Annotated in this window: 8 protein-coding genes; 3 read left to right on the top strand and 5 right to left on the bottom strand. The window is 47.8% G+C overall.

Annotated elements, in window-relative coordinates:
- Positions 1-6: 6 nt before the first annotated feature.
- The 4 genes from G588_RS0111105 to G588_RS0111090 form a co-directional block, all read right to left on the bottom strand.
- Positions 7-1,044 carry a hypothetical protein gene (locus tag G588_RS0111105; protein ID WP_022778811.1) on the bottom strand — a complete coding sequence of 346 codons (1,038 nt, stop codon included), beginning with the start codon at positions 1,042-1,044 and terminating at the stop codon, positions 7-9.
- 27 nt (positions 1,045-1,071) lie between these two features.
- Positions 1,072-2,505, bottom strand: a complete 1,434-nt coding sequence (locus tag G588_RS19980) for an MBOAT family O-acyltransferase (RefSeq protein ID WP_022778810.1) — start codon at positions 2,503-2,505, stop codon at positions 1,072-1,074.
- 26 nt (positions 2,506-2,531) lie between these two features.
- Positions 2,532-3,623 carry a PTS transporter subunit IIC gene (locus tag G588_RS0111095; RefSeq protein WP_022778809.1) on the bottom strand — a complete coding sequence of 364 codons (1,092 nt, stop codon included), beginning with the start codon at positions 3,621-3,623 and terminating at the stop codon, positions 2,532-2,534.
- A 123-nt stretch (positions 3,624-3,746) separates the two neighbouring features.
- Positions 3,747-5,252, bottom strand: coding sequence for a hypothetical protein (locus G588_RS0111090; RefSeq protein ID WP_022778808.1), 1,506 nt, complete (start codon positions 5,250-5,252; stop codon positions 3,747-3,749).
- Between the two features lie 144 nt (positions 5,253-5,396).
- Here G588_RS0111090 and G588_RS0111085 point away from each other — a divergent pair, with 144 nt between their 5' ends.
- From G588_RS0111085 to G588_RS0111075, 3 genes are read left to right on the top strand one after another with little or no spacing between them, the layout of a single operon-like run.
- On the top strand, positions 5,397-8,972 hold the full coding sequence (locus G588_RS0111085) for a lectin like domain-containing protein (protein ID WP_022778807.1): 3,576 nt from the start codon (positions 5,397-5,399) through the stop codon (positions 8,970-8,972).
- 30 nt (positions 8,973-9,002) lie between these two features.
- Positions 9,003-12,125 carry an ATP-binding protein gene (locus G588_RS21570; RefSeq protein ID WP_022778806.1) on the top strand — a complete coding sequence of 1,041 codons (3,123 nt, stop codon included), beginning with the start codon at positions 9,003-9,005 and terminating at the stop codon, positions 12,123-12,125.
- 20 nt (positions 12,126-12,145) lie between these two features.
- Positions 12,146-12,907, top strand: coding sequence for a response regulator (locus G588_RS0111075; protein WP_022778805.1), 762 nt, complete (start codon positions 12,146-12,148; stop codon positions 12,905-12,907).
- A 72-nt stretch (positions 12,908-12,979) separates the two neighbouring features.
- Here the strand turns inward: G588_RS0111075 and pelA are convergent, their stop codons facing one another.
- A complete protein-coding gene (gene pelA, locus G588_RS19970; protein WP_022778804.1) occupies positions 12,980-16,159 on the bottom strand; it encodes a pectate lyase in 3,180 nt (1,059 codons plus the stop codon).
- Positions 16,160-16,235 lie beyond the last annotated feature (76 nt).

The following is a 16,235-nucleotide window of genomic DNA, read 5'->3' as shown; positions in this document are numbered from 1 at the left end:
GCCCCCTTAATTATTCTCATTTACATCTTCGCTGTCCTGTCTCTCCACCTGACCCCGGATGTACTCCGCATGTCTGTCCCAGGACTCATAGCGCTCATCCCCTCTTCTGTCGGGAATATCATAGAGACTCTTAATCACCTGTCCCAGGAAATCCGAATACTTGCAGCTTCCCTCATAGTTAAGATGGGAGGCATCGTTTAAGTCAGTGGCGAAGTCAAGTCCCATGGTGTCATACCAGTGGTTGAAGTTCTCGTATCTGACTCCCTGCTCCGCCGCGATCTCCTTGATCCTGTTGTAACACCCAGCTTCCGGAGAATCTATGTAGTAAGGGTTCACCACAAGATACAGCTCAATACCGTTATCTTTGCAATAATCAATGATCTTAAGAAGATACTCCTCGGTCTTGGGCGGAAGAACCGTTACATGCTCAAAATCATAATAGGGAACTTCGTAATAAGTATTTCTGAAATGGGGCGTGAAGCCTTTGAAGGCCTGCCGCTCTTTCTTGGACATAAAGAGGTACTCAAGGTCATATTTGTTAAGCTCCTTGTAGCGAAGGTGCCAGGTCACAAAGGAGGGAAAAAAGTCCCATATCCTGTCAGGCTCCGCTGAAGCCATGATCATATCAAGCTTGGTCTTGGAGAATCTGACGCCGTTAAGGTTGTCCGTCAGATAGTAATACTGGTACTCATCATGGAAGGACGCCGGCGAGTACAGATCCAGCACCACGAGCCCAGGCGACTGGTACTTGCACAGCTCCTGCAGATAATAATAGGTTATCCAAAGAGGCTGCTCCGCTGCGCTGTAATCGTAGGAGGCGATTCCGAAATTCTCCCACAGATATGCGGTGTTCATATCATAATGAACATGGCTGGAGCCAAGAAAAGCCACATCTATGGTGTCCCTTGGCTGAACATACAGATCCCTCGCCTGACGGATTCCGTGTATGGTCTTGAAGCTAAGGAGTCTGTCGGCAAAAAGGAACGTAACTACAAGTGCCAGCACCAACGCTATGAACTTTATATATTTTGAGGATCCTTTCATCCGCTTCTTCCTTCCGAGTCAAATATGTTAAAAGCCCATGTAGATCAGCCTTGTTTCCAGGGCCGGGCCGTAGATTCCGAAAATAAATATTGCTGTGGCAAGAAGATAGAACCATATGTATCTCCTGCCCTGCGTCAGCTCTGATATGATCTCAGGCATATGTGTCTGCCTTGCATAGGCGTATCTGTCGAGTAATGCGATGATAAGTACAAGTACTGCAATAACGCATATCTCCACAGTTTTTAATTGAAGAAGCTCCAGCTGCGAAGTCAGCTCGCCGGAGAGAAATCCGTTTTTCCATATAGCAGTTATGTATCCAAGTGCTCCTGTAAAAGAGGACGCTCTGAAGAATATCCAGGCAAAAGCTGCCTCTGAAAAAGTAATGATCCTTCCGGGAGCACCGCTCCTTATGGCCTTATAGCCTCTTTTTCTGGTTTCCAGGTCAAGAGCAGAATATATGCCGTGGAGAAGTCCCCATACAATGAAGTTGAATCCTGCGCCGTGCCACATTCCGCAGACCAGGAATACGATCATGGTGTTCAGCACTTTTCTGAGATTACCCTTGCGATTACCGCCGAGGGGAATATAGATGTAGTCAAGGAACCAACTGCTGAGGGAAATATGCCACCTTCTCCAGAACTCGGTGATATTGCTGCTGCAATAGGGAAGGTCGAAGTTCACCATCAACTCGATATTAAACATTTTGGAAAGGCCCATGGCCACATAGGAATAACCTGCAAAGTCGCAGTAGATCTGAATTGTATAAGCGATAGCTCCGACAAACAGAAGACTTCCGCTGTACTGCGCATATCCGTCGAAGAGCTTATCCACATAGATTCCCAGCCTGTCCGCTATAACCACCTTCATAAAGCATCCGTACAGGATGTAGTACAGAGACTTTTTCCATCTCATGGCATCCTTAAAGGGCGCATCCACAGCCTTACGAAGTTCTGCGGAAAAGTTCTGCCACCTCTCAATGGGTCCGCTGACAAACTTGGGGAAAAAAGAAAGATACAGGATCACGTCAAGGGGATTGTGCTCCGCCCTGACGTGCTCCCTCTTAATATCGGCAATATAGCTAATTACCTGAAAGATATAAAAAGAATAACCAACCGGCATAAACAGCTTTTTGAACAGCTCCGAATCCTCTGCAAAGCGTCCGTAATAAGCCGGCACATATTTAAGAACAAGAAGGCTCAAGGCCGCTACAGTTATGAAGCCATAGGTGATTCCAAGGGACAATCTCTTTCTGCCAGCTGCTGCGGTCTTCTCAACGAGGAGCCCCGCTGCCCAGGCGCATATTGCCACCACAAGCACGCTCACACCCGCAGCCCTGTTAAGTCCGAAGACATAACCTACGCTGGCCAGTGTAAGAACCACTTTCCTGGCCCTGCCCCTGAGGATATAGAACAAGGCGCATACTGCTATAGCATATGCAAAAGAAAAAGCCGTAATGGTCATAAGCGGTCATTACCTTTCGTAGTATATCAGTTAAGCTTAAGGTCTCCTTCCTTGACCCAGCCAAGCTTCTTAACAACTGCGTGAATAGCAAGTGAAAGAATAGCGGGAAGGACGAAGGAGATCAGAACAAGTCCGATCCAGTCAAAGGCTGTGATTGCTGCCTTGGTTCCCTCTGCGATGTCGTTAACCCATCCGGTGTAAACACCGATCTGGCCTACAAATCCGCAGGTTCCCATTCCTGATGAAACCGGGGCGCCGTCCATCTTGAGCTTGAAGATGCAGGTTGCGATGGGGCCTGTGATAGCAGAAGCAAGCGTAGGTGCGATCCAGACTCTTGGATTCTTAACAATGTTGCCCATCTGAAGCATTGAGGTTCCGATACCCTGTGAAACAAGGCCGCCCCACTTGTTCTCCTTAAAGGAGATAACAGCAAAGCCCACCATCTGTGCACAGCATCCGGCAACTGCCGCTCCACCTGCAAGTCCTGTAAGACCAAGGGCTGCGCAGATAGCTGCTGAGGAAATCGGAAGTGTAAGTGCCATTCCAACGATAACAGAAACAAGGATACCCATAAGGAAGGGCTGCAGCTCTGTTGCCCACATGATGAGTTCACCCAGCTTCATAGCGATTCTTCCAAGAGGCGGTGCAATAAGCCATGAGAAGAATACGCCCACGCCAACTGTCACAAGAGGAGTTACCAGGATATCAATCTTGGTTTCCTTGGAAACAGCCTTACCGAACTCAGCTGCAAGGATTGCTACGAAGAGGACTGCAAGAGGGCCGCCGGCTCCGCCGAGAGCATTGGCTGCAAAACCAACGGTTACCATTGAAAAAAGAACAAGCGGCGGACACTTAAGGGCAAATCCGATGGCCACAGCCATTGCCGGTCCGCTCATTGCTGATGCAAGTCCCCCTACAGTGTAGTCGGTGCCTGCGATTGTTGCTACTGTCTGAGTCAGAAACGGAATATGAAACTGACTGCCGATTGTGTTGATGATGGTACCGATAAGAAGGGAACAAAAAAGTCCCTGCGCCATAGCGCCAAGTGCATCAATACCGTAACGCTTCAAGGAAATCTCGATGTCTTTCCTCTTCAAAAAACTCTTAATACTTCCCATACTTTTTCCACTCCCTGCCGGTGACTATTTTTGTTAAACCCTGTGTGATCTGCCCCGGCTATCTGTTTACATTAGCATTGATTGTATCATATATTTTTGGAAAAAGTAGCAAAAATATTATTTTTATCTGACTTTTTTGAAAAGAAAATAATTAAAGTCGTATCCGTACCAGCCGTAGCTCTCCGAATCTATGAGTTCATAGTGGTCATCAATGGACTTAGGGATGTCGTCCCTGACAAGCACATAATCGATGAGACCCTCGCGGACATAGCGCTCCTGCTCCATGTAAGGATTGTTCTCCGGCTCGTCTATATCCAGTGTCTGAGTCTGGAACCAGCGACAAGTTGGAACGATGTCGCACAATGTATAGAGTCCCGCATCGAGACAACCCACGTTGAGAAGCGTCGGATCCTTAGTCTGAAGCACTTCGTCCCTGAATCTGTACAGGAAAAAGTCATCCCGGCTAGTCTTCATAAATGGAATATTCATCGAGTTCGCATAAACAAACAGCACTGATAAAACAGTACACAGCACAGCCAGCACCACCGTGGCCGAACCCGAATTGGTATTGATCAGCTTATCAAGAAGAACTGCAATCACCGCTACTCCAAACACAGCGAACATCGAAAGGGGAAGGCCATAATAAGGAATTTCCCTTCCGCCCCCGAAGATTCCCAGGAAAGTAAAGGCAAACAAAACAGGGGCGATGAGCCTTGCCAAGACTTTTTTGCCCTTGCCAAAGAACGTGAAGATAAGTCCTGCGATTCCCGGCACATAGTACTGCCAGTTGCTGCGAATCTGCCAGTAGAGGAGCTTGGCCATATTGTAGATCTTCTCGAAGAAGGTCGGGCCGTAATCATCAAATTTGCTGTAGAGGAATACGTTGATGTATACGTATCCCCAGTACCACTCATAGAGCGCTCCCTGCACTCCGAAGTAAATGATCCAGGGCGCAAAGGGGATGAACATTCCAAAGAGGAAGACGAAACAGGCCTTGATGCCTCTCACAATTTCTTTTTTGGCCACATAGGAAAAGAATACCATCATCATCCAGGCAAAGAAAAATCCCAGGCCCGTGTATTTGATATTCGCAACCATGCCCGCAAGGACGCCGCCAATCAGAACATTTCTAAAGGGCATTGTCTCCTGTTCGTAATGATTCTTGAAATAATCAGTGACAATATAGAGTCCCCAGATATAGAAGGGAAGGCATATCTCCTCTGCCGCTCCGCCCCACCAGAAGCTCCGTGAGCACACGATCATGGCAAAAGAGACAGGCGCCAGCGCAAGGGACACCCCTTTACCCGCATAGAGCCTTACAATGCGGTACATCCCCGCAATATCCAGGGCTCCCAGTATTATCTCCATAATGAACACGCCGATAAATGTGGTGTGTGACACCAGGTAACACAGCCCATAGAAGAAGTACAGGTACATTCCCTTCTGATCGAAGATGTCGCGGTAGGGCATCTTGCCGTTGAATATTCCCTTGCCTACGGAAAAATAGCTGTTGGCGTCGTCCCAGTTGTTCAGGGGATAGAGAAAGGACGAGCGGGATGCCAGCATGAGGCATAGGGCTGCGGCGAGAAGGAAAAATGTATAGTGAATCAGGGTTTTCTTTTTATCCATAAAGTCTCCGGTGATGGTTTATAGTCATTGCCTTATTTTACTATATTTAGAAGAAGAATAAAATTCATTCTCCTATAAACTCCCTCGCCTTTCCTGCCGATATATATACGTAAGGCTTGATTGGAAATCTAAGGAGTGAATGTCATGAAAAAACAACTGGTTTCATTATTACTTTCATTTGCTTTAGTACTTACTAATACAAGTATTATCAATGCTGCCGACAAGCTTCCCTCGGCTATAGAGGAATCTTCGGAAGAGCTTGAAATATATGCGGAATCGGATGATTCATCCGTAGAAGCTTTGGATGACCAATCATCTGAGTCCATTTCGATACCTGACATGGAAGAGCTGACAATCGATGAAGGAGCCTTCGATGCCTCTTTTGCCGATATATCTGATCTCAGTGAAGAAACTGATCTTACCGAGGACGAAGAGCAAAACCAGCTGCCTCCTTCAGGTACTGTAACAGGCCCGGAATTCGACTCCCTGATTCCGGATAGTAACCCCGATCTGAGTGAAGAAATAGAATATGATGTCAGCGGTAACAGCTTCAGCTCACTGACTCATAATAATCTGTATGTATCACTTCCAACATATACTACGCCCAAACTCCCTCCTCTTCGTAATCAGGGCTACTATGGTACTTGCTGGGCTCATTCCCTTCTCTCGATGGCAGAGATAAGCCTGCTAAAAACCTACAATGATCTAAGCAATGTGGATCTGTCCGAGCTGCACCTGGCATACTTCACCTATCATACAGTCCCGGATCCCCTTGGAGGAACTTCAGGCGACACCAACGACTTCACAGGAGTTAGCAGCTTTCTTAACAGAGGCGGCAACCCCAATTGTGTATCAAATATCCTTGCAACCTGGACCGGCGCAGTAGACGAAACCGATGTTCCCTACTCTGATGCAGCCACCGTGGATGCTAATGGCCTTCCGTCCGACCTTGCCTACCAGTATTCTGCACATATGGAGAACTTCTATACCGTGCGAATAACAGACCATCCATATGATATTTATGCCGTCAAAAAACTTGTCTATGACTGCGGCGCTGTAGGTATCATTTTTCAGGCAGACACTCAATACTATAATTCCACCTATAACAGTTATAATGCGCAGGTTCCCGGTACAAACCATGCCGTAACCATCGTTGGATGGGACGACAACTTTGACAAAAATCACTTCAATACACCGGCTCCCTATAACGGAGCATGGATCATAAGAAACAGCTGGACCTCCGGAAGCTATGAAGATAACCAGAGCTTTTACGGTTATTTCTACATGTCCTATTATGACAAATCCCTCTATAACCTTGGTATTGCTTATGATTTCCGAAAAGGCTATGACTACAATAACTATCAGTATGACGGCGGAATGTTCAATGAGATAACAAGGTACACACAAGCTGCAAATGTCTTCACAGCAAATGGCAAAGAATCCCTGGAGGCAATATCCTTCAGCACAATAGATGCGGATTGCCATTATGTCGTTGATGTCTACACCTTTGACAAAGGCGCCGTAATTACCGACCCTACAGCAGGAACCAAAGTGGCCTCGGTTAGAGATACAACAGTTTATGGCGGCTATCTCAGAGTGCCTATGGAAACAGCCATTCCGCTAAACGCCGGAGATAAATTCTCTGTGGTAGTCACCCTTTCACGTGAGGACGGTATATCCCGTTTCATGGCAGAAACTAATCTCACCGGTGCTCTGGTATCCAACGTATCAGCCCGAAGTGGACAGAGCTACGTAGTGGAAAACAGTCAGTGGATAGACTACGGCGCAAAATACAACAAAAACGTTCGTATCAAAGCATTTACCCGCGACGTAGGCGACAGCGGTCTTATATCCCTACAGCTCCAAGGTCCCACAGAAATAGAGGAAGGTGCTTCCGCCACCTACACTGCGGTCCCAACTCCTTCCGACTGCAATCTTAAGGACCTCACCTGGGCCAGTTCAAATCCTTCTGTATTATCAATTGATCCAAAGACCGGATCTGCCATCGCCCTTTCCGAAGGCACTGTTACCATCACCGCCACCTGCGATGGCGTCACCGCTACCATAGATGTAGTCTGCTCTGCTAAGCCCACAGAAAGCTACATCATCTACGATCCCAACGGCGGCTCAGGTTCTATGAAAAAAAGTCTTTTCACCAATGACACTCCCATCACCATTACCCCTAACAGCTATAGCCGGGTCGGCTACAAATTCAGGGAATGGAACACAGAACCCGACGGTACAGGAATCGCTTTCCCCGACAGATGTACGATCAAATACACTCTTCCCGACGATGAGACTAACCTGACTCTCTATGCCCAGTGGACAGGCAACAAATACATCGTCTACTACAATGGAAACGGCGGAGTGGGCAGCATGACTGCCACAAATGCGCACTACGGAACAGCGTTCCAGCTTCCGACCAATGCCTTCCGAAACGGCAAAAAGGTCTTTTCCGGCTGGAACACGGACAAAAACGGCAAAGGAACGCAGATTGCCGCGGGAGCTCTGGTCAAGAACCTGACTTCCGTCTACAACGGCACTGTAACTCTCTATGCCCAGTGGACAGACTACGCCATCAACAAGGTCAGCTCCATCAAGATTTACACTCCAAAAAGCGTAGGCTACGTGGCCAAAGGCAAGACTCTCAGAATGATCGCCGAGATTGACGGCGTTAATTCCAAAAAGTCCCGCTACGGCAAATACCTGATCTGGTCCATTGATGAGGAGCTGGGTACCGGCGGTGCAACCATTAATCCCAAGACCGGAGTCCTTACAGCAACCAGGGAAGGAACCGTATATGTAAAGGCTACGAATGCCGCTAATAGCGAGGTCTACGGCCTAAGCGAAGAGATCTACGTCTACATTCCCTTTAAAAAGGCGTCCTTAAACAAATCCTCCGTAACCCTTGCCCCCGGTACCACGTACCGGTTAAGCGCCAGCCTCGTTGCTGCCACCAAGGATTCCGAGGATTACCCGACTCTTGACAAGAATATCACCTGGAGCCTTAGAAACACCTCCGATTCCCAATATGTGACCGTTGATTCCACAGGTCTTGTGACAGCAGTGACCCCAACCATCAAACCTGTGGTCGTACAGGCCAAATTTAAGCCCTACAATCAAAAAGAAAAAACCTATGTCTGCAAAGTAACCGTTAAGGACGTGGCCATTAAGAGCCTCTCCTTCAGCCCGAGCTCCCTCACCATTCAGGAGGGCGGAAGAAAGACTCTCTATGCACTTACCTCTCCGGAAACAATTTCAGTCACCGGCGTCACCTGGGAAGTTGTCTCCGGCTCGCAGTACATAAGCCTTATTCCCACATCGGATTACAGCTGCCTCATTGTCGCAGGTGCTGCGCCAAAGAATAAAGTAACCGCCAAGGTTAAGGCAACCTCTGTAGCCACCAACGCCAGGAAGAAGAACGTATCCAAGACCTTAACCATAACCGTTACCGCCAAGGCTGCTTCCATATCACTAAGGCGCCCCACCCCTGATATTAAAGCGGGCAAATCCTTTACTCTTTCGCCCATTGTTTACACCTCTCAGCACGGAGTAAAAGCAGTGAACCAGAAGGTATGGTATTCATCAAGCAACGAATCAGTCCTCACCGTCAGCCCTCAGGGCAAGATCACAGGCAAAATGCCCGGGGATGCTTCGGTAACCATAACCTCGCAGGATAACCCGGATACAACACTGACTATACCGGTAAGGATTTACTAAGAAACAGCGCAGCAGGCGGAAAGGTACTCTATGTTCCAGAAAAATGCCATTGTTCCTGACCTGTCAGGACTAAAAAAAGCTCTCCCGGAGCTGATAGAGTTTTTTAACAGCAAGGATTATTCCGACGGAGTAATAGAAGTCTATATAGGAAACATTCCCGAAACCGATGTCGGCAAGATCCTTGATCTACTAAACGATAGCTTTCCCAAGATGAAAGTTATCGGCTTTTCCGTTACACAGCAGGCATATCTGCATGACATGGAGAGCGCCATCGTCATTAGCTTTACCGCCATGGACCGCTCAAAGGCAGATCTTTTTTACAAAGAGATACAGCTTGAGGAGGACGACTTTCTTGAAGACTGCTTCTCCTATGCAAGGGACCTTAATGCCCGGATTAAATCCATGAAGGATGTCAAAGCAATCGAGATATACTTTTCCTATCTGAAGGCAGGAGCCGGCAAATTCCTGTCGATTCTGGCGGAAGGCCTTGAGGAAGTGCCGGTATTCGGAGCCCTTGCCGCAGGCAACAAAGCAGGTGAAGTTCGCAACTTCATAACCATGAAAAGTGATGATTCCTTCATCATTGGCGGAAAAGATCACTCTCCCGGTGTCAGCGGCGTTATCTATTCCGGAGAAGATCTGTATGTCTATGAGGATTACCTATTTGGCTGGGAACCCATAGGCAGATACATGGATGTGAGCGCCACCAACAGGACAAAGGATGGTACCACAGTCATCAGGTCCATGGACGGAATGAAGCCCATCGATGTTTACAACAAATATCTGGGCGTTAAGCCCAACGACTATTTTGTAGCCAATATAGGGGAATTCCCCCTTGTTATAGAACGGAACGGTCTCCTTATAGGCAGAACCCCCTCCTCCTTCGATGAAGAGGGCGGAGTGTATCTCGCCGGAGACATCGATACCAAGGAAAAAGTCAGATTCTCCTATGCTGAAGCAGGAGAACTTCTTGATGCCACCAAAAAGGCCTCTGTAAGAATGCGTTCTTTTGGTGCAGAAAGACTCTCCCTGATCATCTGCGGAAACAGATTCAATTTCCTTCAGGATGAGGATCATCTGGAAATCGATTATTACAGCGAAGGACGAAGTGAATGCCCCGGAATCATTCTTGGCATGGGTGAGATTTACATGCACAAAGGAAAAGGCGGCATTCTCAACTCTGCCCTTGTGGCAGTCGGTATGAGAGAGGGCCTTGGTGGCAAGACCTCCTCTCCTCTCTTAGAGCCCAGCTCCCTTCACCACTATAATGACTTAATCCCCCTCTCCGAAAGGCTTTCCCACTTCCTAAAAGCCATGACCGGAGAGCTGGAGGAAGCTGTTGATGCTGCCAAAGCCGCCAACAACGCCAAGAGCGAATTCCTCTCCAACATGTCACATGAGATCAGGACTCCCATCAACGCAGTCCTTGGAATGGATGAAATGATACTTCGCGAATGCGACGATCCCGTCATCCAGGGATATGCCCATGATATTCGCAGCGCCGGCAACACCCTTGTCAGCATCATCAATGACATCCTTGATTTCTCCAAGATAGAATCCGGCAAAATGGATGTGCTCCCTGTGGACTATGATTTTTCCTCGGTTCTTAACGATCTCATACACATGATCATGCCCAAAGCTACCCAAAAGGGCCTTTCTTTCGTACCGGTCATGGATAGAAGCATGCCCAGTATTGTTAACGGCGATGAGATCCGCATTAAGCAGTGCATCTCCAACCTTCTGTCCAATGCGCTCAAATACACGGAAAAAGGCACCATAACCTTTACTGTTTCATGTATGCAAACCCACAGCGATTCCGTGGATTTCCTTGTTTCAGTCAAAGATACGGGAATAGGCATCAGAGAAGATGAAATGGAAAAGCTCTTTAATTCCTTCCAAAGGGTTGATGAGGAAAGAAACAGAACAATAGAAGGCACCGGACTTGGTCTGAATATAACACAAAAACTCCTTAATCTCATGGATAGCGAACTCCATGTTGAGAGTAAGTACGGCGAAGGAAGCGAATTCTATTTTGTTATCAATCAAAAAGTTGTGAAATGGGATCCCGTCAGCGAATACATGGAGTCCTACACACGGGCCCTTTTCAACAAAGAAGCCTACAAGGAGAAATTCACGGCGCCGGAGGCTGAGATCCTGGTTGTAGATGATACTTCCATCAATATAACCGTATTCAAGGGACTTCTTAAGAAGACTCTTGTCCATATAGACGAGGCTCTGAGTGGCAGGCAATGCCTTGAGATGACACGGGAAAAGAAATATGACCTGATCTTCCTTGATCACAGAATGCCGGGGATGGATGGAATCGAGACTCTTACGGCACTTCAGAAGGAGGCTGATAATCCAAACCTTCACACCCCGGTGATCAGCCTTACCGCCAACGCCATCTCGGGAGCAAGGGAAATGTACATACAAGCGGGCTTTATTGACTATCTGAGCAAGCCCATCATGTCGGACAAGCTGGAAACCCTGATGATACGCCATCTTCCCAAGGAGAAGGTTCATCTGGATAATGTTCCCTGCGACAGCCCTGAGCCCCCTGATGAGCCTCTTCCCGATTGGCTTAAGCAGGCACCCGGCATCGACTGCAGGGAGGGCCTAAGTAACTGCGGCTCCGCAGAAATGTATCTGGACGCCCTTGAGTCCTTTGCAGATGCTGCCCCTGATAACAAGAGATTGATTGAAGAGTTCTTCAATGCAGGCGCGATTCCTGACTACACAATCAAGGTCCACGCTCTGAAATCCTCAGCCAGAATTATCGGTGCAAAAGAGCTCTCCGAGCTGGCCAAGTCCCTGGAAAAGGCCGGAGACGACGGCGATCTTGAGACCATTAACAGAGATACCCTGCGGCTCCTTGAAATGTATGAGGAAGTCTGCAGCGGCCTTACCGGGCTCCAAAAGGAGCCGGAAGACGATTCAGGTCTCCCTCCCATTGACCCGGAGCAGCTCCGGGAAGCCTTCTCTTCTATGAAAGAGCTGGCTATGGTCTTTGATTATGACAGCATTAAATTTATAATGGATGGTATAAGTAGTTATCGAATTCCCGATGAACGAAAGGATCTTCTGGCAAAGCTCAAGGACGCCATGAGAAATGCCGATTGGGATATGATAAAAGAAACTCTCGATGAATTCTGATAATCAGACAGGAAGAAGCTATGGATAAACAATTACTTCTTATAAGCCAGGGCTCCACCTTCATGGTGGACGCTCTCTCCAGCGGCCTCAAAGATGCAGGAATAAATGTAATAAAATGCGCTCCCAGAGTGAATGAGCTGGAACAATACAAGGAAAACCCATCGGTATTTCTTTTTTACCTGGGCAATTACCTTGAGGACATTAGTGACGCTCTTGTTTATATCAAGGATCTGTGCGTTGAAAAAAATAAGATCCTGTGCACCATAGGCGACATCTCCGAGCGCGGAGTCCTCACCAGGATCATACCCGAAAACCTTATCATGGAGCACTATTACAGGCCCCTTGATATCAAAAGTATTGCCAGAAACATGCTGGAGGTTCTCTACACGAACGAAGCCCTGTCCCGTCAGAAGACTATCCTACTGGTGGACGACGATCCCACTTTTTTGACCCTTGCCAAGGGCTGGCTTGAGTCAGAATACAAAGTTATCATCGTCAATTCCGGAATGCAGGCCATCGCTTACCTTGCCATAAACAAACCGGACCTTATCCTTCTCGACTACGAGATGCCCGTAACTCCCGGTCCCAAGGTCCTTGAGATGATAAAAAGCGAGACCTTTATCCAGGATGTCCCCGTCATCTTCCTCACAGGAAAAGGCGACAAAGAGAGCGTAATGAAGGTTCTGGCCCTTAAGCCCGACGGGTATCTTCTCAAGACCCTCCCCCAGTCTGAACTGCTTAAGTCCCTGCGCCAATTCTTCAAATCAAGAGAACAGAGCTAAATAAAAAATATCTGATTTACCAAAAAGAACCGTGGCAAAAGCCACGGTTCTAAGTGTTTTCAGAACAAATCTTTATTCCAGTGTATATTCAAATGAATCTCTTACCTGTCCGGTTCCGATAGCGCCAAACTCTATGCTCTGTCCGTTTGCTATGGTCGCATTCCAGGAAAGTGGTGTGATCACATAGTAGTTGCCGCTTGTCTTAACATCCACGTTCCAGTAGGAATCAAGATTTACCTGGTTCTTGTTGATCTTAAGAGTCCAGCCGTTTACAGTGCTGCCGGAGTTGTTGGTGATCTTGAAGCTTGCCTGATAGCCGCTTCCCCAGCTGTTGATACTATAACTGAGTTCAAGTCCGCCTGTAACCACAGGTTCTGGCTCTACTACAGGCTCAGGATCCGGTTCCACAACAGGATCAGGATCTACAACTACAGGTTCAGGATCGGGTTCTACAACTACAGGTTCGGGATCGGGCTCAACCACTACAGGAGTAGGCTCCTGAGTCTGCTCTGCAACCTTCTCGAACTGCCACTGCTGATTGGGCTTGCCGTTGTAGGTCCACTGGCATACATTGGTGCCGTCTGCTGTCTTCTTGGCGTATACATCAAGAGTCTTGGCAGCAGATGAGCACTTGGTTCCGATGGTGAATACGCCGCTCTGATCTGTTGTCTTAAGGATGAACTGCTGAGCATTTCCGCCATAAGCCTGATAAATGCCGATGTCTGCGCCGTCTGTATCCTCGCCATTGGCAACATCGAGCATTACATTGCCAAGCTTGTTGGTAAGTGTAATATATCCGTTACCTACATTTGTCAGATACCACTTCTGAGCATCAACGCCTGTGCCGGTCTTGATAACTACGCTCTTCCAGCCGTTTGCGTTGTCAGCATTAACTGTAAGATACTTCTGGGACTGAACGCCCTTGATGTAGTACCAGCCATCTTCCACATATCCTGTGCTGCCTGTATTTACAGGTTCTGAAGTCTGAGGGTCGGGCTCTGGCTGAGGCTCGGGCTGCGTAGTTCCGCTTTGGCTGCTGCCTGAGTAGTTGTAGTAATAAGGTGCATTTCCGCCAAAATATGTAAGTACATCAAGGCCGTTTCCGGAATATTTAACCGTATTTCTGACTCTTCCTGAGGTATTAACCGCTCTGCCACCAGCTGTTGTGTTGTATTCCTTGAAGTTAGCATTCTCAGGAGCATTGCCGCTCATGGAAGTCCAGCCTGCTGAGGTGATGAGGCTCTCATAGGCAAGCTCTGTATTAACAAATGCTACATCCGCCTTGTCTCCCCAAGGTCTTCCAAAGTAACCTGATGCTACCTTCTTGCTGCCGTTTGCTGTTACTTTGCAGTCATAGAAAAGAGATCTTCCGTCGCTCTTCATTGCTGTGATATATCCGCCCACAGCCTTGTCTGAATAACCTGCGAACTCCAGCTCACAGTTCTGGAACACTGCGATGCCCTGTCCGAAGATATAGTCTGTGTTACCTACAACGTGGCAATCACGGTAGTAATCGTAATTACCTCTTGTGAAAAGAGTATCCTGACTGCCGAGGAATGTGCAGTTACAGAACTCACTGTAATCGCCCTCAACTGCGATGGCTGCTGCTCTCTCTGTAGCTGTCTTGCTGGTAACGTCAACGCCTTTTCTTCTCTGGAAGGTGATGGACTCACTTCCTGAAGGAGTTACACCGTCTGCGATCTCTTCATCTGTCACATATTTGTTAAAAGAATTCTCGAAGGTAATATACTCAGCACGGAAATAATCTGCGTTGCCCTTAAGTCCAACGGTGCTGCCCCAACGAGTGGCTTCGCCCATACCGGACTTGGACTTTGCTTTGTTTGCATCGTAGTAGCCGTTGCTGCCCATACTGTAGTACTTGTATCCGATTCCGTAGTACCAGGTAAGCTTAACTTCCTGTGAAGGCTGATCGTTGATAAAGCTGATGTATGGTGTGTTTACAATAACCTGCTGACGGTAGGTTCCCGGAGCGATATGGATGTATACACGCTGCTGCTCGCTCTTGGGATTAAGCTTGGCCGCTGCATCCACAGCTGCCTGAACCGTTGAATAATTGCCTGACTTATTGCTGTAACCTACATAGAGGTTGGTTCCGGGACGATCTGAAGGGTTCGAAGTACTGCTGCCGCTGCCTGAATTCTCAGGAAGTGTTCCCTTCTTAAGATTGTCTGCACACCAGGTGCCGTACCAGGAGTAACCTGTTCTGCGCTCCTGACTGATCTTGGTAACATCGTCATAGGCCTTGCCGTCGCGATCTGCGAACAGGGGCTTATTTGTGTTAAGATCGTAGAATCTTGCCCAGATGGTTGAACCATAGGAGGTTGTCAGAACCTTGTCTGTCTTATTGGAATTCCAGTCCCATTTCTTGTTCTCAATCTTAACTGCGTCAAACCATCTTACTGCAGCATTGATACTCTTAATTACAGCATTACTCTGCTTTTCCTTGGGAAGGTCCCTAAGGAAGGTTACGATAGCTGCGCTCTCTGATGAACAAACAGACGCAAGCTCATAGGCACGGGCGGAATCAGGAGCAAGTGTATACTCATTGTGCTGCTGACCCCAGGCTGTCAGGGTTCCGTTAATTGTTATCTGAGTGTTTAAGATACACTGAACACCCTTATCCAGTGCGTTAGCGGCCTTACTCTGGTAGTTGTTGTCTACCCATGAGAAAGCGCCGGATTTCTGTGATACTTCCTGCATGATCTTAAGAACATTGACCATGGCATTGTCGTTGTAGGTAATATGCGCATGATAGGTTCCCGCATCATTAAATACCTGCGGCCATCCGCCGTTTGAATACTGACCATTGAACAAAAGAGTAAGACCCTTCTCGCAGGACTGTCTATACTTGTAGGTTCCGGTTGCGGCATAGACATTTGCCAGGAAACGGATCTGTCCCCAGGTCGCATTGTTGTCGATGGTGGATTTGTTCCAGGAGCCGCTGGTGGAGGTCTTCATATCCTTGCGCCATCCCCCGTCTGAGAGCTGATACTTTATCATCTCATCCGCAAGGCCTGTAGCCTCCGAGCTCTTCCACCAGGATGCACTCTTTTTGGAATAAGTGCTCCAGCTAAAATCATTGCTTCCGGCGTAGACCGTCATTGTGCCCACGCTCTGCGGCATAACTGCAGAAACCGGCGAAACTGCCAGCATAGCAGCAAGCATTATGCCTGTTAAAACTTTTGTCCCCCTCTTGAAGCCATTGCTTCCCCGTACAAAACTTCTTTTCATCCTTCTCCTTCCTTTCTTTTGCTACGCGCAAATTTGCGCCCGTTGATCAATACAATTATGATAACCGCGAACAGCC

It is taken from the genome of Butyrivibrio sp. AE3009 (assembly GCF_000420845.1).
Lineage (GTDB): Bacteria > Bacillota > Clostridia > Lachnospirales > Lachnospiraceae > Butyrivibrio.
The sequence above is the reverse complement of the archived record's forward strand: the minus strand, read 5'-3'. Positions and strand labels throughout refer to the sequence as shown.

Coding starts and splice junctions, on each gene's coding strand:
- G588_RS0111105 (WP_022778811.1), bottom strand. CDS start 1,044: ATGAAAGGATCCTCAAAATATATAAAGTTCATAGCGTTGGTGCTGGCA.
- G588_RS19980 (WP_022778810.1), bottom strand. CDS start 2,505: ATGACCATTACGGCTTTTTCTTTTGCATATGCTATAGCAGTATGCGCC.
- G588_RS0111095 (WP_022778809.1), bottom strand. CDS start 3,623: ATGGGAAGTATTAAGAGTTTTTTGAAGAGGAAAGACATCGAGATTTCC.
- G588_RS0111090 (WP_022778808.1), bottom strand. CDS start 5,252: ATGGATAAAAAGAAAACCCTGATTCACTATACATTTTTCCTTCTCGCC.
- G588_RS0111085 (WP_022778807.1), top strand. CDS start 5,397: ATGAAAAAACAACTGGTTTCATTATTACTTTCATTTGCTTTAGTACTT.
- G588_RS21570 (WP_022778806.1), top strand. CDS start 9,003: ATGTTCCAGAAAAATGCCATTGTTCCTGACCTGTCAGGACTAAAAAAA.
- G588_RS0111075 (WP_022778805.1), top strand. CDS start 12,146: ATGGATAAACAATTACTTCTTATAAGCCAGGGCTCCACCTTCATGGTG.
- pelA (WP_022778804.1), bottom strand. CDS start 16,159: ATGAAAAGAAGTTTTGTACGGGGAAGCAATGGCTTCAAGAGGGGGACA.